Annotated in this window: 22 protein-coding genes, 1 other RNA gene and 2 pseudogenes; 12 read left to right on the forward strand and 13 right to left on the reverse strand. The window is 30.7% G+C overall.

Annotated features, from left to right (window positions below; genetic code table 11):
* Positions 1-291: 291 nt before the first annotated feature.
* From WPG_RS14235 to WPG_RS14250, 4 genes are all read left to right on the forward strand, one after another.
* The gene (locus WPG_RS14235; protein WP_045473898.1) at positions 292-777 is read left to right on the forward strand and encodes a SixA phosphatase family protein; all 486 of its coding nucleotides are present in this window, start codon (positions 292-294) and stop codon (positions 775-777) included.
* Entirely contained in the window at positions 777-2,831 is a 2,055-nt protein-coding gene (gene ppk1, locus WPG_RS14240; RefSeq protein WP_045473900.1) for a polyphosphate kinase 1, read from the forward strand. Before WPG_RS14235 ends, ppk1 begins: the two co-directional genes overlap by 1 nt.
* Before the next feature lies 1 nt (position 2,832).
* Positions 2,833-3,741, forward strand: coding sequence for a Ppx/GppA phosphatase family protein (locus tag WPG_RS14245; RefSeq protein WP_045473902.1), 909 nt, complete (start codon positions 2,833-2,835; stop codon positions 3,739-3,741).
* Between the two features lie 103 nt (positions 3,742-3,844).
* Positions 3,845-4,375 (forward strand): porin family protein, encoded by a 531-nt coding sequence (locus tag WPG_RS14250; RefSeq protein ID WP_045473904.1) that lies wholly within the window; start codon positions 3,845-3,847, stop codon positions 4,373-4,375.
* A gap of 55 nt (positions 4,376-4,430) precedes the next feature.
* Here WPG_RS14250 and WPG_RS14255 read toward each other — a convergent pair whose 3' ends face one another.
* From WPG_RS14255 to WPG_RS14280, 5 genes and pseudogenes are all read right to left on the reverse strand, one after another.
* Positions 4,431-5,012, reverse strand: a complete 582-nt coding sequence (locus tag WPG_RS14255) for a tRNA-(ms[2]io[6]A)-hydroxylase (RefSeq protein ID WP_045475609.1) — start codon at positions 5,010-5,012, stop codon at positions 4,431-4,433.
* A gap of 5 nt (positions 5,013-5,017) precedes the next feature.
* Positions 5,018-5,587 (reverse strand): hypothetical protein, encoded by a 570-nt coding sequence (locus tag WPG_RS14260; protein WP_045473906.1) that lies wholly within the window; start codon positions 5,585-5,587, stop codon positions 5,018-5,020.
* 55 nt (positions 5,588-5,642) lie between these two features.
* A complete protein-coding gene (locus WPG_RS19010) occupies positions 5,643-6,149 on the reverse strand; it encodes a hypothetical protein (RefSeq protein ID WP_410529699.1) in 507 nt (168 codons plus the stop codon).
* Between the two features lie 102 nt (positions 6,150-6,251).
* Positions 6,252-7,366, reverse strand: a pseudogene (gene dnaX / locus WPG_RS19015) (DNA polymerase III subunit gamma/tau); the annotation flags it as partial.
* A gap of 93 nt (positions 7,367-7,459) precedes the next feature.
* Positions 7,460-8,326: a hypothetical protein gene (locus WPG_RS14280; RefSeq protein WP_045473914.1), complete on the reverse strand. Its 867-nt coding sequence runs from the start codon at positions 8,324-8,326 to the stop codon at positions 7,460-7,462.
* Between the two features lie 84 nt (positions 8,327-8,410).
* Here WPG_RS14280 and rnpB point away from each other — a divergent pair.
* Positions 8,411-8,719, forward strand: an RNA gene (rnpB, locus tag WPG_RS17650) — RNase P RNA component class A.
* 35 nt (positions 8,720-8,754) lie between these two features.
* On the opposite strand, the gene rsmD is transcribed toward rnpB, so the two are convergent.
* The 3 genes from rsmD to WPG_RS14295 are packed head-to-tail and all read right to left on the reverse strand — an operon-like array spanning position 8,755 to position 10,837.
* Positions 8,755-9,306 carry a 16S rRNA (guanine(966)-N(2))-methyltransferase RsmD gene (rsmD, locus tag WPG_RS14285; protein WP_045473916.1) on the reverse strand — a complete coding sequence of 184 codons (552 nt, stop codon included), beginning with the start codon at positions 9,304-9,306 and terminating at the stop codon, positions 8,755-8,757.
* The gene (locus WPG_RS14290; protein WP_045473918.1) at positions 9,306-10,109 is read right to left on the reverse strand and encodes a DUF3822 family protein; all 804 of its coding nucleotides are present in this window, start codon (positions 10,107-10,109) and stop codon (positions 9,306-9,308) included. The genes rsmD and WPG_RS14290 overlap by 1 nt, the downstream gene beginning before the upstream one ends.
* A 2-nt stretch (positions 10,110-10,111) precedes the next feature.
* A complete protein-coding gene (locus WPG_RS14295; protein ID WP_045473921.1) occupies positions 10,112-10,837 on the reverse strand; it encodes a hypothetical protein in 726 nt (241 codons plus the stop codon).
* Between the two features lie 153 nt (positions 10,838-10,990).
* On the opposite strand from WPG_RS14295, the gene WPG_RS14300 reads away from it, so the two are divergent.
* The 7 genes and pseudogenes from WPG_RS14300 (at position 10,991) to WPG_RS14330 (ending at position 16,760) form a co-directional block, all read left to right on the forward strand.
* Entirely contained in the window at positions 10,991-12,433 is a 1,443-nt protein-coding gene (locus WPG_RS14300; RefSeq protein ID WP_045473923.1) for an ATP-dependent RecD-like DNA helicase, read from the forward strand.
* A 4-nt stretch (positions 12,434-12,437) separates the two neighbouring features.
* Positions 12,438-13,012 (forward strand): annotated as a pseudogene (locus WPG_RS14305) (DUF4126 domain-containing protein).
* A 33-nt stretch (positions 13,013-13,045) separates the two neighbouring features.
* Positions 13,046-13,774: a 3-deoxy-manno-octulosonate cytidylyltransferase gene (gene kdsB / locus WPG_RS14310; RefSeq protein ID WP_045473925.1), complete on the forward strand. Its 729-nt coding sequence runs from the start codon at positions 13,046-13,048 to the stop codon at positions 13,772-13,774.
* Positions 13,765-14,469, forward strand: a complete 705-nt coding sequence (locus WPG_RS14315; protein ID WP_045473927.1) for an HAD family hydrolase — start codon at positions 13,765-13,767, stop codon at positions 14,467-14,469. The genes kdsB and WPG_RS14315 overlap by 10 nt, the downstream gene beginning before the upstream one ends.
* On the forward strand, positions 14,466-15,083 hold the full coding sequence (locus WPG_RS14320; protein ID WP_045473930.1) for a CatA-like O-acetyltransferase: 618 nt from the start codon (positions 14,466-14,468) through the stop codon (positions 15,081-15,083). Before WPG_RS14315 ends, WPG_RS14320 begins: the two co-directional genes overlap by 4 nt.
* A 44-nt stretch (positions 15,084-15,127) precedes the next feature.
* Positions 15,128-16,210: an iron-containing alcohol dehydrogenase family protein gene (locus WPG_RS14325; RefSeq protein WP_045473932.1), complete on the forward strand. Its 1,083-nt coding sequence runs from the start codon at positions 15,128-15,130 to the stop codon at positions 16,208-16,210.
* A 1-nt stretch (position 16,211) separates the two neighbouring features.
* Positions 16,212-16,760, forward strand: coding sequence for a 1-acyl-sn-glycerol-3-phosphate acyltransferase (locus WPG_RS14330; RefSeq protein ID WP_045473934.1), 549 nt, complete (start codon positions 16,212-16,214; stop codon positions 16,758-16,760).
* Here the strand turns inward: WPG_RS14330 and WPG_RS14335 are convergent, their stop codons facing one another.
* The 5 genes from WPG_RS14335 to WPG_RS14355 all read right to left on the reverse strand — a co-directional run bounded on the left by WPG_RS14335 (position 16,761) and on the right by WPG_RS14355 (position 20,287).
* Positions 16,761-17,174 (reverse strand): DUF3052 family protein, encoded by a 414-nt coding sequence (locus WPG_RS14335; protein ID WP_045473936.1) that lies wholly within the window; start codon positions 17,172-17,174, stop codon positions 16,761-16,763. It lies immediately after the preceding gene.
* Positions 17,175-17,303: 129 nt separating this feature from the next.
* The gene (locus WPG_RS14340) at positions 17,304-17,780 is read right to left on the reverse strand and encodes a nuclear transport factor 2 family protein (RefSeq protein ID WP_045473938.1); all 477 of its coding nucleotides are present in this window, start codon (positions 17,778-17,780) and stop codon (positions 17,304-17,306) included.
* Position 17,781: 1 nt separating this feature from the next.
* Positions 17,782-18,234, reverse strand: coding sequence for a hypothetical protein (locus tag WPG_RS14345; RefSeq protein WP_045473940.1), 453 nt, complete (start codon positions 18,232-18,234; stop codon positions 17,782-17,784).
* Positions 18,235-18,303: 69 nt separating this feature from the next.
* Positions 18,304-19,191, reverse strand: a complete 888-nt coding sequence (locus WPG_RS14350; RefSeq protein WP_052471288.1) for an alpha/beta hydrolase — start codon at positions 19,189-19,191, stop codon at positions 18,304-18,306.
* Position 19,192: 1 nt separating this feature from the next.
* Positions 19,193-20,287, reverse strand: coding sequence for a heparan-alpha-glucosaminide N-acetyltransferase domain-containing protein (locus tag WPG_RS14355; RefSeq protein ID WP_084221595.1), 1,095 nt, complete (start codon positions 20,285-20,287; stop codon positions 19,193-19,195).
* Between the last annotated feature and the right edge of the window lie 99 nt (positions 20,288-20,386).

Here is a 20,386-nt window from a genome sequence, read left to right on the forward strand (position 1 = left end):
ATAGAAATTAGGGAAACACCAAAGATTAATTCTTAGCGATACACCTTTTCTTATTAAACAACATAGATATGCGTTTTATGTTAAAAATAGAGGGAAGTATTATTAACTTAAATGATAAATAGAATGGATTAATATATTTTTGATTTGGGGTCATTTACATTAATTTTACAAAACAAAAGAACTAATAACTGAAACTATAAACAAATATTAGAGTTGAAAAAAGGCAAAATAGCCCTTAAAACGGAAATATGCAACATTTTGTCGTAAAAAATCGCACTTAATCGATGATATATGAAGATAATCGTACTTGTTAGACATGGAAAGTCCTCATGGGAGTTTGATGTTTCAGATCGTAAAAGACCTTTAAAGACTAGAGGTAAGAACGACGCTAAATTAATTGTAAATCAGTTTATCAAAGAGAATAGACTTCCAAAAAATATTTTTTCCAGTCCAGCAAAAAGAGCTTTAGATACCTGTAAAATTTTTGCAAAATCACTTAGTTTACCTAAAAACACAATAGAAGTTGTTGATGATTTATACGACTTTGGAGGTGAAAGTGTAATTAAATTTATTAAAAATTTACCAGATGATTATGATGAAATAATGATTTTTGGGCACAATCATGCATTTACATCTATTTCTAATATTTTTGGAAGTATTTTTATCGATAATGTCCCAACATGTGGATTGGTGAAAATTAGATTTGAAATAGATAGTTGGTCAGATTTAGAACAAGGAAAAACGGAACAGATACTTATTCCAAAGGAATTAAAATAATGACAAAAGATAAAAACATATATATAAATAGAGAACTTAGTTGGTTACAATTTAATGCTCGTGTACTTCAAGAAGCTGCTGATAATGATGTTCCATTAATCGAAAGACTAAGATTTCTAGGTATATTTTCTAATAATCTTGACGAATTTTTTAAAGTTAGATATGCTACCGTGAAACGGATTTTTGAAGCAGGTAAAGGAGGTAAAAGTGAGTTGGGAGGTATAAAAGCTGGAGATCTTTTGGAAGAGATAACTAAAATAGTTATTGATCAACAAAGTGAAAGTTTAAAAATTCTTGAGTCTATAGATTTAGAATTAAAGATTGAAAATATACAAATCATTAATGAGACGGAAATTGATGCAGATCAGCATCAATTTATAAAGAATTATTTCTATCAAGAGATAAGTCCAGCGTTAGTTATCATAGTTCTAAACGAAGCTATAGAATTACCTGAGTTAAAGGATAGTGCGGCTTATTTGACAATAAAAATGTCGAACTCTAAAGGTGATGATCAATATGCACTTATAGAGATATCTAAAACGATGGATCGATTTATTGTTCTGCCAAGTAAAAATGATTCTAATTATATCATATTAGTAGATGATGTTTTACGCCATTGTTTAGATGAAATTTTTAATATTTTCGATTATGAAACTATAACAGCTTATATGATTAAGATTACCAGAGATGGTGAACTCGATTTTGATAGTGATTTAAGTAAAAGCTTTATTGATAAGTTATCCGATAGTGTTAAAGATAGAAAAAGTGGTGATCTCGTGCGTTTTGTGCATGATAAAAGTATAGATGAAGATACATTAACTTTTTTATTAGAACGTATGGGGATTAATGATAATGATAGTATTATTCCTGGTGGTCGCTATCATAACCGACGTGATTATATGGATTTTCCGAGTTTAGGTAGAACAGATTTGTTATACGATAAAATAAGACCGCTTCCTGTTGAAGGTTTAAGCTTACAGGAAAGTATTTTTAAGACTATAGCTAAGAAAGATTATTTAGTATATGCTCCATATCACACCTTTTCTTATCTAGTTAAGTTTCTACGAGAGGCTGCATTAGATCCAAAGGTTAAGACTATAAAAATTACAATTTACAGATTAGCACAAATATCACATGTAGCAAGTTCACTTATTAATGCTGCTAAAAATGGTAAAAAAGTAACAGTTTCTATTGAGCTCAGAGCACGTTTTGATGAAGAAGCAAATATCAATTATGCTGAACAAATGCAAGATGCTGGCGTAAATATGTTATTCGGAGTTTCAGGTCTTAAAGTGCATTGTAAAATGTGTGTTATTGAGCGTGAGGAGAATGACAAATTAGTTAGATATGGGTTTGTAAGTACTGGGAATTTTAACGAATCTACTGCGAAATTCTATACTGATTTTACGCTTCTTACAGCAAATTCTAAGATTCTCAAGGATATTAATAAAGTCTTTAACTTTTTTGAGGTGAACTATAAGATAAATAGATATAAACATATTATTACATCACCTCATTATACTAAATCAAAATTATTTGCTTTAATTGATACAGAAATTGCGAATGCTCAAAAAGGAAAACCGGCTTATATAAAGCTAAAAATGAACAGCATTAGTAGTTATAAAATGATAGATAAATTATATGAAGCGAGTAAAGCAGGTGTTAAAGTACAGATGATAGTTAGAGGACTATGTTGCATAGTGCCTGGAGTGAAAGGCATGAGCGAGAATATTGAAATTATTAGTATTATCGATAAGTTTTTGGAACACACACGTCTATACATCTTCTCTAATAATAATGACCCAAAAATGTATATCTCTTCTGCAGATTGGATGACACGAAATATTGATAATAGAGTAGAAGTTAGTTGTCCAATATATGATCAAGACATTAAAAATGAGTTATTAGATTTATATATGATTTGTTGGAATGATAATGTAAAGGCACGTATTATTAATGAAACCCAAGACAATTCATATCGAAAAAATGATAAACCAAAAACACGAGCACAATTCGATACATATAAGTATTACTTAAATAAATTTGAAGGATAGTATGCTAAAAATAAAAAAATATGCAGCTATAGATATCGGGTCTAATGCCGTAAGATTATTAATTTCAAATATTATTGAGTTAGATGATGAGCCTGTTCGATTTAAAAAAAATTCATTAGTTAGGGTTCCAATTAGATTAGGTGCAGATGTTTTCTTGAATGGGGAAATCTCAGAATACAACCAAGAACGAATGTTAGATACCATGAAAGCTTTTAGTCTTTTAATAAAGTCTCATGGTGTTGTTAGGTATAAAGCTTGTGCGACTTCTGCAATGCGAGAAGCGAGTAATAGTAAACCATTAACAGAGAAAATTTTAAAGACATGCGGAATTAACATTGATATTATTGATGGTGAAGAAGAAGCTACAATAATTGCTGCAACGGATTTAAATGCATTTATTGATCCCAATAAGACTTACCTATATGTGGATGTAGGTGGTGGAAGTACTGAATTTTCAATAATTCATAATGGAGAAAAAGTAAAATCTAAGTCCTTTAGAATTGGTACTGTAAGATTATTGAATGATATTGTTAAAAACGAAACTTGGGAAGAATTAGAACTCTGGATTAAAGAAAATACTAAGCAATATTACAAAATAGAACTGATTGGATCTGGAGGAAATATTAATAAAATATTTAAGATTTCAGGAAAGGATGCAGGTAAACCATTAACGTATTTTTATTTAACGAGTTATTATAAGATGCTTCAAAGCTATTCCTACCAAGAACGCATCACAAAACTAAACTTAAACCAAGATAGAGCAGATGTAATAATTCCTGCGACTCGTATTTATCTTTCCGCTATGAAATGGAGTGGCGCAAAGGACATCTATGTACCAAAAATTGGACTTTCAGATGGGATTATAAAAAGTATATTCTACGAAACAGTATCTAGTGTAGAAGTAAAATAATCCGCTTAAACGTTTGTTTTTATAGACAAAATGTATAAAAAAGTCATATTTTGGTAAAAATATTAGATTTTAAATTTATATTAGCCATCTCAAATTAAATATTATGAAAAAATTTGTATTTGCTTTAGTATTTGCTTGTTTTACAACTATATGTATGTCTCAGGAGATTAAATATGGTGTAAGAGGAGCGCTTAATGTGTCTAACTTAGACTTTGACCCTGATGCCACTTTCAGTAACAAACATCGTAATGGATTTGCTTTTGCTGGTTTTGTGGATTTCGGATTAACAGAAGACGTTGCTTTACGCACAGAACTTCAGTGGTCTGCTGAAGGAGGAAAAGATGAAGCTATAAGAGCAGACTATATTCAGTTACCAATTTTATTACGTATATCTGTTTCGGATCGATTATCTCTAGGTGCTGGACCTCAAATTGCTTTGAAAACATGGAAAAACCAAGATGGATTTTCAACATTTGCATTTTCTGGTATTGCAGGATTAGAATATATGATTACAGACGAATTATTTGTTGATGCTAGATTATCTTATGGATTTTCTAATATTTTAGATAAAGACCTAACAGATGTTACAGCTAAGAATCATGTAATGCAGTTTGGATTTGGTATAAAAATCTAAAGAAATAATTTCAACAATATATTATAGAGCCTTAACTCAATGTTTAGGCTTTTTTTTATCCATGAATTGTTTCCTTATTTCCTAAGTTCCTTATTATTTCAGCTTCATAATCAAGAAGTTGTCGCCATTTGTCATCAACTTCTTTTCGGTCCCCGTATTGTCTTGCAAAGTTCAAAAACATAGTATAATGGCCAGCTTCACTTATCATTAATTTTTTGTAAAACTTTGCTAGTTTTTTATCTTCTAGTTCTTCAGATAATAGTCTAAAACGCTCGCAACTACGTGCTTCAATAAGTGCGGCACATAATAAACGATGGACTAATTGCGTAGTTCTACTTCCTCCTTTAGGAAAGAATTTTAAAAGTGAAATGACATAATCATCTTTACGATCTCTTCCTAAGGTCCAACCATGTTCAAGAATTTTATCATGGACCATTTTAAAATGACTCATTTCCTCATTAGCTAATTCAATCATTTCTTGGACAAGGTCCGTATATTCTGGAAAACTAACAATTAAAGAGATTGCAGTACTAGCAGCTTTTTGCTCACAGTATGCATGATCAGTAAGAATATCTTCAATATTTTTTTCTACGATATTCACCCATCTTGGATCCGTAGGTAATTTAAGTCTTAGCATCATCTTTATTGGTCTAGGTGAATAAATTTTGAGTTACCATATTCATCTATAATAAGTTTATGTGATGCTATTTGATCTGTTTCAGGAATCGCATAAATGATATGAATTGAAATACTATTTTTTAAAGTACTATCACCATCAACTTCTATAGATTTTAGTACAGCAAGTTTATCAAAATTATGTAGCTGATTATTAGAGTTATAGCTTAAAACTTTATTAGCATTAAACTTATTAAACCTTTTATTATAAATGAGTTTACCTTCCTTTTCAACTTGAACATTAAACTTGAAATTTCTATAATGCGTTTGATAATTAATAGTGTCTTTTATTTTAGTAAAAAGGACACTATTATCCATATCTGAAAATGCTTTTATTTTTACGCGATAGCCATTACTTAATAAGGTGTCAACTTCATGTTCTATATAGCCCTCAGGGTGGTATACATCTACTTCAAAACTAACAGTTTTTTTGAATTCTTCTATGCTTTCAGAAAGTGCTTGGTTTTGCGTAATTCTTCCTTCACAGCTAGTAAATACAATAACTAAGATTAAAAATAGTCCAAATGTTTTTTTCATTTTTTATTTTGTTTCAATTCGTGTTGAGTTGATTTATAAAGTATAGATTATGATCTTATATATCTAACCCAAATGTTTTTCTCAGTAATTCAATATTTGGGTTTTTCTCTTTTAATTTTTCGTATTTCTCTAAAGGTGTGAATGCGTATTTCTTAGCAATTTCCTCATTTACCGTAATCTCTAATTTTAAATCGTAATTACGTAATTTTTTCTTTAAAAAAGTCATCAAAGGAAACTCAGCACGTTCTAATTCTATTTTATTAGTATTATTAGAATAGGTTAAGTGAATTATACTTCCATTGAGTTTAGGTGAATCCATTTGTAATATTGAAGCCATAATTTTTTCGCCCTTCTTATCCATTTGTGCTGTGTAAGATTTCCAAGCCTCAGATAATGCTTCTTGAGTCACAGGTTCTTTTGGAAGATCATCCTCATCAATAATAACATCCATTTGTCGGATGAGGTGCTCTTTCTTTTCTTTAATACTTTTTAAAGATAATCCTGATATACTTTTCTTTGGTTTTTCAATAGATATTTTAGGAACTACAGGGGTTGCTGCCACTGCAGCGAGGGTTTCTTCAACAACCAGTTCTTGTTTGAGAATTGGTTTTTTATCAATAACATTAGATTCAACTTTAGGTTTACGAACAGAAATTGGAGTAATACCTTTAGCTTTAAAATAAGAAGGCGGAATTATGAAATGCTTACTGTTTTTTTTTCTCCATCAAAAGTGATAGAGGCAAGCTGCATTAAGGTTAGTTCAACTAGTAAGCGTTGATTTTTACTAGTTTTATACTTTAAATCACAGTCATTTGCAAGTTGGATACCTTTCATGAGAAAGCTATGCGAGGTTTTCAACGATTGGTCAATATATTTTTGTTTGGTATCGTCTCCAACTTCTAAGAGTTCTATAGTTGCTTGGTTTTTACAAACCATTAAATCTCTAAAATGTGATGCCAAACCAGCAATGTAATGATGTCCATCAAACCCTTTTGATAATATACTATTGAACTTCACTAACAATTCAGGTATATTATTTTCTAAGATTAAATCTGTACTTGTAAAATACGTTTCATAATCTAGTACATTTAAATTTTCAGTAACTGCTTGTCTGGTTAAGTTCTTACCAGAAAAACTAACAACTCGATCAAAAATCGATAAGGCATCTCGCATAGCACCATCTGCTTTTTGAGCAATAATATGTAGCGCATCATCTTCTGCTGTTACATCTTGCTCTTCAGCAATATATTTTAAATAGGACTTAGCGTCTTTAACAGTAATTCGTTTAAAATCGAAAATTTGACATCGCGATAAAATCGTTGGAATAATTTTATGTTTCTCAGTAGTTGCTAAAATAAAAATACAATGTTTTGGCGGCTCTTCTAAGGTCTTTAGAAAGGCATTAAAAGCAGCTTGAGATAGCATGTGTACCTCATCAATGATATAAACTTTGTACTTACCAACTTGTGGAGGAATACGAACCTGATCTGTAAGGCTTCTTATATCATCTACTGAATTATTAGATGCTGCATCTAATTCAAAAATATTGAAAGCAAAATCTTCGTCTTCACTTGTGTTGCCATCACTATTAATCATTTTAGCAAGGATACGTGCGCATGTTGTTTTACCAACACCACGTGGACCTGTAAATAATAAGGCTTGGGCTAGGTGATTGTTTTCAATGGCATTAAGTAATGTATTAGTAATAGCTTGCTGACCTACAACATCCTTAAAGGTTTGTGGTCTGTATTTGCGAGCCGATACTACGAAATGTTCCATTGAAATTAACTGAGTTACAAATTTAAAAAACTAAGCTCAAATTGTATTTCAATTTGGGCTTAGTTTTGTGGAGTTATTAACAGTATTCTTTAATTAATTTATAACTTTAGCAAGGTTTTTTAAAACTTCTAATTTAAGAAGTTGGTCTTTCTTCTTTAATTTCAATCTAGAAGTATCTGTGAAATAGTAATTCATAAGTATACCACCAAACATTACGAATGCATAACCTTCATCTGCATCTATAACTACTCCATATTCTACATAGGCGATATCTTCATTATTTTCCGTAATCGCGTTATCTATATCTGCTTTGGTAACTAATTTATATTCATAATTATAAATCTTATCTAAATTAGACTTAAAGTCGTCGTCAACAGCCTCTCTATCAATATATAAAGTCATATTTTTTAAAGATTCTGCTGAATCACGCTGATCAAATCCATTTTCTTTAAATTCTTTATAACGTTTCCACATTGTTTTAGGGTCTATTTCCAAATACGTATATAATAGTTGTTCTATTTTTTGAATTTGCCTGTAAACACTACCTAATGTAGATTCTTCATCGAAATCAAAACCGTATTGATGTACAGGTCTTTTTTCTCCGCAATTCCCTAGCGTGAATAGTTGTTTAGCACTTGTCATCATATTTGGAGCTCCACCTTTTTTATGCATAAAATAAGCTTTTGAATCATCTTTTCTATAAGACTTTTTATACTCTTTTTCAGTAATGTACATGATGCTATCATTGATATCCCATTCACTTTCAAAGGTTTTTTTGATATAATTATTGTATTTAATATCGATGTCTTTCTTTTCCTCTTTAAGAACAACCAAAAGAGTCTTGCTTTTAAAATCAACAGCTTTTTCTTTGAATTTAGTCATAATTTTACTGCCACGTTGCCCACTTAATGCTGAGATAGATATTAAAGCAATAAAGGTTAAAACGATATGTTTTTTCATAAAATAAGTTTTAATGATAATCTAAGTTAAAAATAATTATTGCAATACACTTAACTCTTTATTCTAATATTATAACTTTGCCTGCTAGTAAATCGCCTTATCGATTCTAAATTTATTTAGGGTAGGAAAGTCCGAACACCATAGTGCAATCATAGTGGTTAACAGCCACCAGTCGTAAGGCTAGGAAAAGTGCAACAGAAAGTATGTACAGGTAATGCTGTAGTGAAACCAGGTAAACTCTATGTGGTGCAATGTCATGTATACTAACGTTCGAGTGTACACGCGCGATTGTTAGAGGGTAGGCAGCTAAAGTTTGCTGGTAACAGTAAACGAAGATAAATGATAAGGGCTCTTTTTAGAGTACAGAATTCGGCTTATAGATTTGCTTAATTAAACAAGCCTCATGTTTTACATGAGGCTTTGTTTTTTTAGTCTTCGTTTTCTTTAATTTCAAAAAAACTGAACATATTACCACCATAGCTTTTAGAATGGGAGTAATACTCTAAATTACTTAAATCAGTATGTTTAGAATGTTCAACAATTAACAAGCCTTCGTCTTCTAACAACTGGTTTTTAAATACTAAATCAGGAATTTTTGAAAAGACTTCAATTTCAAAATCGTAGGGAGGATCTGCAAAAATTATCGTATGCTTTTGCTTGGTCTTTTCAAGAAACTTAAATACATCGCTTTTTATGGTGTTAATTGACATTTCAAAAGATTCAGCAGTTTCATTGATGAATTTTATGCAACCAAAATTATCATCTACTGCTGAGATTTTTTCTGTACCACGTGAAGCAAATTCATAACTTATGTTGCCAGTACCAGCGAACAAATCGAGCACAGAAATATCATCAAAATAATATTGATTATTTAAAATATTAAATAAAGCTTCTTTCGCCATATCTGTAGTTGGACGAACAGGTAGTTTTTTTGGTGCTGTGATTCGTCTTCCTTTATATAGGCCAGATATAATGCGCATTAAAATGAGTTTAAAATTAAATAATGCGTTTTATATGCATTATTTGAGATTGTTGATTCGAGATTGTAAGCTAAGAAATTTTCAACAAAATAGATATGCCTAACGTATGTATAGATGATATCATAAAGTCCATCTTCTTTGGAAATATTTCCACTAAGGTAAACAAAGGTAGTTTCAACATTTAAATTTAGTTGTTCAAAAACAAATAATATATAATAGATAAAATCTTCTTTTGAATTGTATTCAAAAGAATTAAAAAGCATAAGACTTTTCTTTTCTGATACAATGACCTCTAATGTGTTATCATTAACATTAACATTAACAGTTGTTTCGTCCCTTCGATTGTTTTGTAGAATACTATCAATTAAAACACTAGAGGCATGTTTGTATACAAATTCACCAAAGGTTTCAAAAATGTAATTATTTATATTTACATAAGGCACATAAACATTACTACTATCATTTATTACAATATCATCATGCGCAATAAGATCGGTTTTAAGAATTTTAGAATTAAATTTTAGGTAATCTGCTTTATTATTTTCGTTATATAAAGCATTAGGTACCAAAGTTGCTAGTTCATTTTGATGAATAACTGTAACTGAATCAAAGTCTTCGGAGAATGAGGTGCTGCTACTAAGCTCTGTCTTTAAACGATTAAGAACATCAAATGGATTCAACTTTTGCCCAAAGGCAGTAGTTTTTAGAAATTCAATGGTATTAGAAGTTCTGTTTAGTATACAAAAAGAAAGCCCATTCAAATTCACTTGAATGGACAGTTCCTTAATATTATTTTTAGTCAAAATTACTCTTTGATTGTAAGATCTTTACCCCAATTTCCATTAGTAGTAACTTCTTCCATAGAACCTATTTTTACAGATTCACCTTTAACACCAGCAACAGAAAATGCTTGTCTTTCTTGCTCAATTAGATATTTATCTTCACCATCTAAAACTAAAGATTTGTCTACACTCGCTTCAAACACAGGGATTTCATCTAGTTTACCAGCTTTTAAAGTGAATTCTGCGCCTGCCTTTCCAATTCCAACATTCATCATAGTTTTATAACGATCACTTCCTTTAAATATAGAATCTTTTACAGAGTAAAAACTTAATGTATCAATTAATGTTATAGTTTTAAAAGTTTCAACACCACCAAAGGCTGCTGTTCTTTCAACATCTAAAACTAAAGTGTCACGTCTTTGTGTAATAGGTACTTGACCATTGTCAACAAAACTTATTAACTTTTTAAAGTCACCAGCAAATTCACCATTCACTTCTTTGTAAGCTAATTGCGAATCTCTAACATCTATTAATCTGTCTATAACAACTTTATAACGCTCTATTTTTGTTTTCTTAAACTTAATATCTTTATAAACAGAATTAAATGTTATAAAGCCTAACCAAATAATTATAGCCCATAGAACAATATTAACGATTGGTTTTAATTTCTTTGGTACAAATTTGTCAATTAACCAAACAATACCAATGGTTAATAATATAATAACTACAATTGCTATAATTACTTTCATATATGTGTTTATTAATTAGGTCTATCGCAAATCTACAATTTTTTTTTGTTCGTTAAAACTATCTAAATAAAAATCATTCAAAATAAACAAGTAAAGTGCTGAGTCTCATTTAAAATCTAGAATAATGCTATCTTGCTGTATATTTATTTATCTATGATTTCTAATGCTTCTGCATTTTATACTTTACTAAAATCTAAGTTTCCTTTTTCGCCAACTTCCAAGCAAGATATGGTGTTAATGCAGCTATCTCAATTTATTTTTGACACTAACAAGAGCGCATTATATTTACTTAAAGGTTATGCTGGAACAGGAAAAACGAGTATCATTGGCACTATTGTTTCTAACTTATGGCAAGCAAAAAAAAGTGCTATTTTATTAGCTCCAACAGGAAGAGCTGCCAAAGTAATTTCTAATTATTCTAAGAAGGAAGCATTCACAATTCACAAAAAAATATACTTTCCGAAGAAAGAAAAAGGAGGTGGAGTAAAATTTGTAATGCAGCCAAATAAACATAGAAACACAATTTTTATTGTTGATGAAGCTTCTATGATACCAGATACTCCATCTGGTTCTAAATCATTTGATAGTAGTTCTTTACTTGATGATTTAATGCAATACGTCTATTCTGGCCATCAGTGCAAGCTGCTTTTAATTGGTGATAAAGCACAGCTTCCACCTGTAAAATCTGATTTAAGTCCTGCGTTAGATGTAGATAAACTGAGCTTAAATTATTATAAAGACGTGATTGGAATTGAACTTGATGAAGTGGTAAGACAAGAACAAGATTCTGGTATTTTAGAAAATGCTACAGAATTAAGGTCGGTTTTAGAGTCTACGATTTATGAAAGTTTTAAATTTAATCTTAGTCCATTTAAAGATATAGTAAGACTTGTTGATGGCTATGAAATTATGGATGCTATTAATGATGCATATAGTAATGAAGGTTATGAAGAGACAGCAATAATTGTAAGAAGTAATAAACGCGCCAATGCATACAATCAACAAATTAGACAGCGTATTTTATTTAACGAAAGCGAATTGTCTGCTGGTGATTATTTAATGGTGGTTAAGAATAACTATTTTTGGATTAAACCTACTACAGAAGCTGGCTTTATTGCTAATGGTGATATCATAGAATTACTAGAAATCTTCAGTATAAAAGAATTGTATGGTTTTAGATTTGCTGAAGTGAAAGTAAAAATGGTAGACTATCCTAAAATGCGTCCATTTGAAACAGTTTTACTTTTAGATACTATAGATGTAGAAAGCGCATCTTTGAGTTATGAAGAATCTAATCGATTATATCAGGAAGTGTCTAAGGATTATGAAGACGAACCTTCAAATTATAAACGTTTTCTAGGAGTTAAGAACAATAAATTTTTCAATGCGCTACAGGTTAAATTTTCTTATGCTATTACATGCCATAAGTCCCAAGGTGGTCAATGGAATACAATTTTTGTAGAACAACCTTATTTACCAGAAGGTATGAATAGGGATTACATACGGTGGTTATATACCGCAATTACTAGAGCTAAGGATAAACTCTATTTAATTGGATTTAAAGATGATATGTTTGTTGAAAATGATTTAAATTAGAAGTATGACAATGGAAACAATTTTAATATATTTCTAGGAGTTGGGCTAGCTGCTTCGGTAGGTTTTAGAGTTTTTTTGCCTTTATTCGCATTAAGTTTGGCAACCTATTTTGGAAAATGGGATCTTAATGAATCCTGGCTTTGGATTGGTAGTTCTACTGCAGTTATTACTCTTGGTATTGCAACCTTAGTAGAGATAGCGGCATATTATATTCCTGTAATAGATAACCTTTTAGATACTATTGCGATTCCTTTAGCAACTATTGCAGGTACTGCAGTTATGGTATCTACAGTTGCAGATTTAAGTCCTGTGGTAACTTGGGCGTTAGCTATCATTGCTGGTGGAGGTACAGCTGCAGCTGTGAAAAGTTCGGCGAGTACCACACGATTAGGTTCAACCATATCTACTGCAGGTATTGGAAATCCTTTAGTTTCTTCTATTGAAACAGGTACATCTTTAGTCATGTCTATAGTTTCTATATTTTTGCCAATTGTTGCTATTATTCTCGTTATATTCATCTTTTATATTGTTTTTAAAATCTATAAAAAGTTAAAACCTAGTAAGTCAAAATCATCCTAAAGCCGTATTTTTGAATCCTATAATTACAGATAGATGAAGATAATTTCCATGATTCCTGCACGTTATAGTGCATCTCGATTTCCGGGTAAATTGATGCAAAATTTAGCAGGTAAATCTGTGATTTTAAGGACATATGAAGCTACTGTTGCTACTAAACTCTTCTCTGATGTTTATGTGGTCACAGACAGCTCTATTATCTATGACGAAATAGCAAATAATGGTGGTAAAGCCATCATGAGTAAGAAAGAACACGAGTCTGGAAGTGATAGAATTGCTGAAGCAGTTGCAGATGTAGATTGTGATATTGTTGTTAACGTACAAGGTGACGAACCCTTTACTGAGCGCGAAAGTTTGCATAAAGTTCTAGAGGTTTTTAGAGATGATGTTGATAAAACTATTGATTTGGCGTCGCTTATGGTAGAAATTTCCCATTGGGACGAAATCAACAATCCTAATACCGTAAAAGTAATTGTAGATCAAAATAATTTTGCTTTATACTTTTCTAGAAGCCCAATTCCTTTTCCAAGAGATAAAAATGTTGGAGCACGTTATTTTAAACATAAAGGCATATATGCGTTTAGAAAAGATGCCATTTTAGATTTTGCTGTTTTACCTATGAAATACATTGAAGCATCTGAAAAGATAGAATGTATACGCTATTTAGAATATGGTAAACGTATAAAAATGGTAGAAACTGAAGTACAAGGAGTTGAGATTGATACTCCTGAAGATTTAGAAAGAGCGAAGCGTTTGTGGAAGTGAATTATAATAACATAAAAGTAATTGGCTTTGATGCTGATGATACCCTTTGGGTTAATGAAACGTACTTTAGAGATGCAGAAGAACAAGTAGGTAGACTATTATCACATTACGAAACACCAAATAAGATAGACCAGGAGTTGTTTCGGATGGAAATTAAAAACCTTCCGACGTATGGTTATGGTGTTAAGGGGTTTATGTTGTCTATGATAGAATTAGCACTAGAATTGTCTAATGGTACAGTTTCTAATAAAGTAATTTCAAAAATGTTAGATATTGGTAAGGATATGATTAATAAGCCTATAGAATTATTAGAGGGCGTAGAAGATGTGCTTAAGACCTTGTCTAAAGATTATAAATTAATTGTCGCAACAAAAGGCGACTTGCTAGATCAAGAACGAAAGTTAGAAAAATCGGGATTGATTGATTATTTTCATCACGTTGAAGTACTAAGTGAAAAAGAAGATGCCAACTATGAGAAACTTTTAAAGCATTTAGAGATAAAGCCTTCAGAGTTTTTAATGATTGGTAACTCTTTAAAATCTGATATTTTGCCTTTATTAAATATTGGTGCAGAAGCTATTCATATTCCATTTCATACAACTTGGGAACATGAAAAAGTTAATGAAAAGGATACAAATGGTGCCAAATATAAAATTGTAGAAAGTTTGACCGAAATTATTAAGTTGTTACAATGAAAATTGTAGATATAGATACTTGGAATCGTAAAGAGCTCTACAATCATTTTATACGGCTTAAGGATCCTTATTTCGGTGTAGTTATTCCATTTGATGTAACTAAAGCTTATGATTATGCTAAGGGACAGAAGATTAGTTTTTTTGCTCAGTATTTGCATAGTTGTATGAAAGCAGTTAATGAAGTTGATAATTTTCGTTACCGAATAATTGATAATAAAGTTGTTGATTATGATGTAATACATGCGTCGGCTACTATTATGAGAGAAGATAAAACTTTTGGGTTTTCATTTATAAATTATGATGAAGATTTGGATGTATTTATAAATAATTTGAAAAAAGAAAAAATTAGAATTCAAAATTCGTATGACTTATATCCACCAGTTAACAGTCAAGATTGTATTCATTGTTCTGCTTTACCTTGGTTTAAGTTTTCTGGTCATAAAGAACCAGTATCAGGAATTATGGATTCTGTACCAAAAATTGCATTTTCAAAAGCAGAAAAAAGTAATGGAAAACTAATGATGAATGTTTCTATTAATGTTAATCATGCCTTAGTTGATGGTTATCATGTTGGACTTTTTGAAGAAAAGTTTCAATTTAATTTAAATACTTAGTTAATACGAAGTTTGTTTTTATTTTTGTTAAAGATTTAGAGTAAATGATATATAAGAATTATCCAATGGTGTCTAGAGTTGTTTTTGGACGTGGAAGTTTTAATCAGCTAGATGAAATTCTCTCACCAAAGCGCAATGGACGTAATGCACCATTTATATTTTATGTTGACGATGTGTTTAAAGGCAACCACTGGTTGACCTCTAGAATTACTTTGTCTTACAAGGATAAAATCATTTATATACCTACAAAGGAAGAGCCGAAAACCTCTCAAATAGATCAGCTGGTAGAAGATATTATACTTGAGTATAGTGAATTGCCATCTGGTATTATTGGTATTGGAGGAGGTATTGTTATGGATATTGCAAAAGCGGTATCATTGATGCTTACCAATAAAGGAGAGTCAAAAGATTATCAAGGTTGGGATTTGATTAAATATCCTGCCATTTATCATGTTGGTATTCCAACAATTTCTGGTACAGGCGCAGAAGTATCTCGTACTACAATTTTAACTGGTCCAGAAAGAAAACTTGGTATTAATAGTGATTACACGCCTTTTGATCAAGTGATTTTAGACCCAGAATTAGCTAAAGATGTACCTAAAGATCAATGGTTTTATACAGGTATGGATTGTTTTGTGCATTGTGTAGAGTCACTTAACGGAACTTATTTAAACGCTTTTAGTGAGAGTTATGGTCAAAAAGCTTTCGAATTATGTCAAGAGATATTTTTAGATGAAACTTTAAGTAAGAAAGACGCAGAAGATAAGCTAATGATGGCATCATGGCATGGAGGAATGAGTATTGCTTATTCTCAAGTTGGGATTGCGCATGCTATGAGTTACGGTTTAGGTTATTTACTTGGTGTAAAACATGGTATAGGAAACTGTATCGTATTTGATCATTTAGAAGAATATTATCCAGAAGGTGTTAAGTTGTTCAAGGATATGAAGGCTAAACATAATATTCAATTACCACAAGGTATCTGTGCAGACTTAGAAGATTATCAATTTGACACAATGATCGATGTTGCTTTAAGCTTAGAGCCACTTTGGGAAAATGCAATTGGTAAAAACTGGAAAGCAATAATCACACGCCAGAAGTTGTTAGAGCTATACAAAAAGATGTAGCATGCGTTGGTTAGCAAAATTCATTTATTTTAAATTAATGGGCTGGAAAGTTGTTGGAAACACTAACTTTTCAAAAGATACTGTGAAAAAAGCAGTTATTATTGCCTTACCTCACACAAGCTGGCATGACTTCTACATTGGTATTCTCTTAAGAAAAGTCACTAGAGTTAAAACAAATTTTGTTGGTAAGAAAGAACTCTTTACCTGGCCTTTTGGCTATTATTTTAGAGCTGTAGGAGGAAAAGCATTAGATAGAACGTCTGGTCAGAATAAAGTTGAAGCTATAGCTAAATTGTTTGATGAAGAAGAAGAATTTAGACTGGCATTAGCACCGGAAGGCACGAGAAAAAAAGTCGAAAACTGGAAAACGGGATTTTATTATATAGCTAAAGCAGCAAAAGTTCCAATTATAATGTTTACTCTCGATTTTAAAAATAAACAAAACAGGGTTTCAAATCCGTTTTATCCTACTGATGATATTGAAGCAGATTTTAAGTTTATGAAGGCGTTTTACAAAGGAGTAGAAGGAAAGGTAAAAGCCAATAGTTGATTATTTTCTATCTTTAAGCTCGTACATAAATTTTAGACCACTCCAATCTTCATCTATTGCAGCGACCTTAATATCTACTAATCCAGTTTCTAAAACAATAGCGCGTACTATTTCTCTATTAATATCGGTTTCAATTTTAGATTTTCCTTTAGGCGAACTCAACCAAAGTATACCTTTTTGTTTTAAGCCAGCTTTTAAACTTGTAACTGTTTTGGTTAATTCTTTATTTTTAGTAAAAAATCCGTGTATAAAATCTAATTCATCTGCTTTTATGGATGTTAGGTAATGTATATTATCAGATTGTTCATCGAATAAATCGTGATAATAATCTGGTGCATTAAAAAGATAGATTTTAAAATCTGCTTTTAGACCTAATTTTTTTGCTAATGGTATCTTAGAATAACCTGAACTCATTTCATTTTTTTAACTTTATGTAGCATTAATTTTGGCATAGGATTTGCAATAAATATTATGCAATGAAACATAAAGTAAACTTTTAAGTCCCTAAAAAGAAACATTGCTATTAAAAAAAGCCATCTATCGTTAAGAAGATGGCTTTTTTTCTTCTATAAATTTACTAAGAAGGTAATTTGTTTGTTTCTGTAATTTCTTCTTAAAGAAACCCATACCACCAAATAAAAACCCTTTTATTCCCATTGCCTGACTAGACCATTTATGCAGATTAAAACGATCGATATGTTTTATTATAAGACCGTCTTTAAATTCAAACTTTGCATCAATTTTATTATGCACTTTTCTACCCGTTTTGCTGAACATATAAAAAGCTTCCCAATGTGGAGAACCATTAGTGTCATTTGTATTTATGTTAGAGCTAATTACTTTGAAATTTTTTCCTTTCTGCGACGCGCAAAGCATTTGCCACATAGCTTTAGCCTTCTCACCTTTTAAAACGCCAAAAGCAGGATCTTCAAAATGAATATCATCATGATAGCAAGCACACATGGTATCTGCATCGAGATTTTCAAAGGCATTATAAAATTTATGAATTAGTTCTTCCATGTTATTCTATCGTAATTATATTTCTAAAACCTATATCAGTTCGCTCATCAAATTCGAAATCAAAATAACCTGCATCACCTTTTTTTCCTGAGATTAAAGTTCTTGCTCTTCCGATTTCGAGCTTATTTTTATTAAAGGCTTTTACCATAACGTTATTGTTAAAGTTCTTATTAAAAATAATATATAAAGTTAATTTATTATTATTTACAATTGGTTGACTTTCTATATTATAAGTACTAGTTTTTAAACCTTTACTTTTAAGATTTTTTGATAAAAAAATTTCACATTCTAAGGTTTTATCGACACCTTCTGTAACCCCTTCTATAAATTCTGTAGCTGTTTCACCTACAACTTCACCACCTTTGTTAATTCCTTCTTTGGTTTTGTTTGCAATTCTATTGCACGATAAAAAAGTTAGACTTAAAATAAATAAAATTACGATGTTAAGTTTCATTTTTAAGCTACTGAATAATTAATGTTCTATAAAAATAAGCTATTAATTTATAATATAAGGTGGATCGTTTTAGTACCTGAGTTCTATTTGCTCTTGGTTTACTTTTTGATCTAATGACTTTAAAAAGTTTATAATTTCCATACTATAGCTTTTATCTGAAAAACCATGCATGCCATGATTTCCATTGTTAAACGTAACTAAGTAATAAGGTTTATCTAATTGTTTTAAATGATTTACAATAGCTTTAGAGCCATATAATTCTAAATAGCCATCTTCATTTTTGTTGCAATTATGATGAGATCCATAATTATAAGGCACTAATTGATCGTTTTCACCATGAAATAACTGAGTAGGAATTGCGGACTGACTTGTGATATTGTCCAAAGAGGTTAAGGCACCAGCTCTGCTAATTAGACCAGCAAATTTAAACTCCTTAGGAATTATAGTATCCCTATAAGTATACATTAAATTTAAAATAGCTTCAGCACCAGCGCTTTCTCCGGCAATAACGATTTTGTCTTTGTTAATTTTAAATGTAGCAGTGTTTTCTAACACATAATTTAAAGCATGGCTTATATCTTCTGAGGCCTCATTAAATGTTTTTATTTTATCATTTGCACTGGTATTACAGTTAAAGTCTTTGTTGGCACGTGTTAATCTGTAAGATACCGCAATTTTAGCATAACCATTTTCGGCAAGCTTATGCGCAAGACTAACGATGACCTTCTCATCTCTTTGTCCATTAGCAAAACCACCACCATGTACATAAATAAGAAGTGGTAAGTTATCCTTGTTTTCTTTTGGCTTATAATAATCTAACTCTAGCGTTTCTGAATTTAAACTTCTGTAGGTATGCGTAGATTTTTCTACAACAGTATTATGCTTTCGTTTGTTTTCACAATTGAGAAAGAAAAGACTGCATAATAGCATAATATTTTTAAAAACTCTTTTAAGCATATTACACTCTCTTTTTAATTTTATCGTAGAATTTCCTTAAATGAAGATAAATGAAAGCATTGGTTTTAGCATAGTGAAATGATATAAAGCAAACAATAGTTAAAAATAGTAGTGCCCCAAATATAGCTTGCCATGGCAATAATGTTTTACCAATGAGTTTTTGTAAGCCAATACCTGTGAAACTTCCATAGATGATAATAAAATGAATCACATAAATAGAAAGCGTCTTTTGCCCAATCTTTAAAATTAAAGGTTGTTTTATAAATTTTTCTGCAAGATAAAACAGTGAAAATATAATAAGAACATCTCCAAGTCTTGTAAATAAATAATTATAATTAGCAGACGCTTTTAATAGTTCAACATCAAATATATTATAGAGTTTTATGAGTAACCAAGACGACTTATAAATTAAGGATAAACCAATAATAAAAAAAGCTGAAACTATAGAAGTTTTAAAATGCTTACCCTGTAAATACCGATAAAAAATAGTTGCAAAAAAGCTACCAAAAGCCATATAGCCAAACCAAGGAAAAATGGTAAATACAGATCCATTACTTTTAGTCATATAATTAGAAAAAAACAATGGGATTCCTTCTAGTTCTAAAAACCGATACAAAGGTTCAGTTAGAAAAATACAGGTGCCTGCCAATAGCATTACTATAGAGAATAGTAGTGTTTTCCTCAAAACCAATTTATAAATAACAACAATGGTTATTAAAGACAAACCAATACATTGTAAGACATCTATAACTAAGAAATAACTATTAAATCGTCCTACTAGCCACTCAAAAATAGGTGCACGTAAAAGATAACCAATACCTATTAGCATAAGACCACGTATTAACCCTTTACGCATGCGTTTCTCTAAAGTTCCATTATGTTTAGCTCTAATCATTAAATAAGAGAATATTAAACCAGATATTGTAAAAAAAGTAGGTGCGGTAATACCTCTAAAATATTCCCAAGTTTTAAAAATGGTATTGCTTTGGTCTCTAAAAGAGACATCGAGTAAAGAATCTATAAAATGCCCTTGCAACATCATTAAAATGGCAAATGCCCTTACTGCATCAATAAAATAAAGACGATTTGTACTCAATTGGTGATTGGTTTATGTACAAAGGTAATATTTATATTTGCTCAATTAACTATTCACTAACATCTAATGTAAAGGTATAAGTATCAGTCGTAAATGAAG

Origin of the sequence: Winogradskyella sp. PG-2 (assembly GCF_000828715.1) — a bacterium.
GTDB lineage: Bacteria > Bacteroidota > Bacteroidia > Flavobacteriales > Flavobacteriaceae > Winogradskyella.

Bases quoted from the DNA above. Each gene is read 5' to 3' on its own strand.
- WPG_RS14280 (WP_045473914.1), bottom strand. From the start codon at position 8,326: ATGAAAAAACATATCGTTTTAACCTTTATTGCTTTAATATCTATCTCA.
- WPG_RS14260 (WP_045473906.1), bottom strand. From the start codon at position 5,587: ATGAAAAAAACATTTGGACTATTTTTAATCTTAGTTATTGTATTTACT.
- WPG_RS14325 (WP_045473932.1), top strand. From the start codon at position 15,128: ATGATATATAAGAATTATCCAATGGTGTCTAGAGTTGTTTTTGGACGT.
- WPG_RS14335 (WP_045473936.1), bottom strand. From the start codon at position 17,174: ATGAGTTCAGGTTATTCTAAGATACCATTAGCAAAAAAATTAGGTCTA.
- WPG_RS14350 (WP_052471288.1), bottom strand. From the start codon at position 19,191: ATGCTTAAAAGAGTTTTTAAAAATATTATGCTATTATGCAGTCTTTTC.
- rsmD (WP_045473916.1), bottom strand. From the start codon at position 9,306: ATGCGCATTATATCTGGCCTATATAAAGGAAGACGAATCACAGCACCA.
- ppk1 (WP_045473900.1), top strand. From the start codon at position 777: ATGACAAAAGATAAAAACATATATATAAATAGAGAACTTAGTTGGTTA.
- WPG_RS14300 (WP_045473923.1), top strand. From the start codon at position 10,991: ATGATTTCTAATGCTTCTGCATTTTATACTTTACTAAAATCTAAGTTT.
- WPG_RS14295 (WP_045473921.1), bottom strand. From the start codon at position 10,837: ATGAAAGTAATTATAGCAATTGTAGTTATTATATTATTAACCATTGGT.
- WPG_RS14235 (WP_045473898.1), top strand. From the start codon at position 292: ATGAAGATAATCGTACTTGTTAGACATGGAAAGTCCTCATGGGAGTTT.
- WPG_RS14255 (WP_045475609.1), bottom strand. From the start codon at position 5,012: ATGCTAAGACTTAAATTACCTACGGATCCAAGATGGGTGAATATCGTA.
- WPG_RS14320 (WP_045473930.1), top strand. From the start codon at position 14,466: ATGAAAATTGTAGATATAGATACTTGGAATCGTAAAGAGCTCTACAAT.
- WPG_RS14340 (WP_045473938.1), bottom strand. From the start codon at position 17,780: ATGGAAGAACTAATTCATAAATTTTATAATGCCTTTGAAAATCTCGAT.
- kdsB (WP_045473925.1), top strand. From the start codon at position 13,046: ATGAAGATAATTTCCATGATTCCTGCACGTTATAGTGCATCTCGATTT.
- WPG_RS14345 (WP_045473940.1), bottom strand. From the start codon at position 18,234: ATGAAACTTAACATCGTAATTTTATTTATTTTAAGTCTAACTTTTTTA.
- WPG_RS14245 (WP_045473902.1), top strand. From the start codon at position 2,833: ATGCTAAAAATAAAAAAATATGCAGCTATAGATATCGGGTCTAATGCC.
- WPG_RS14250 (WP_045473904.1), top strand. From the start codon at position 3,845: ATGAAAAAATTTGTATTTGCTTTAGTATTTGCTTGTTTTACAACTATA.
- WPG_RS14330 (WP_045473934.1), top strand. From the start codon at position 16,212: ATGCGTTGGTTAGCAAAATTCATTTATTTTAAATTAATGGGCTGGAAA.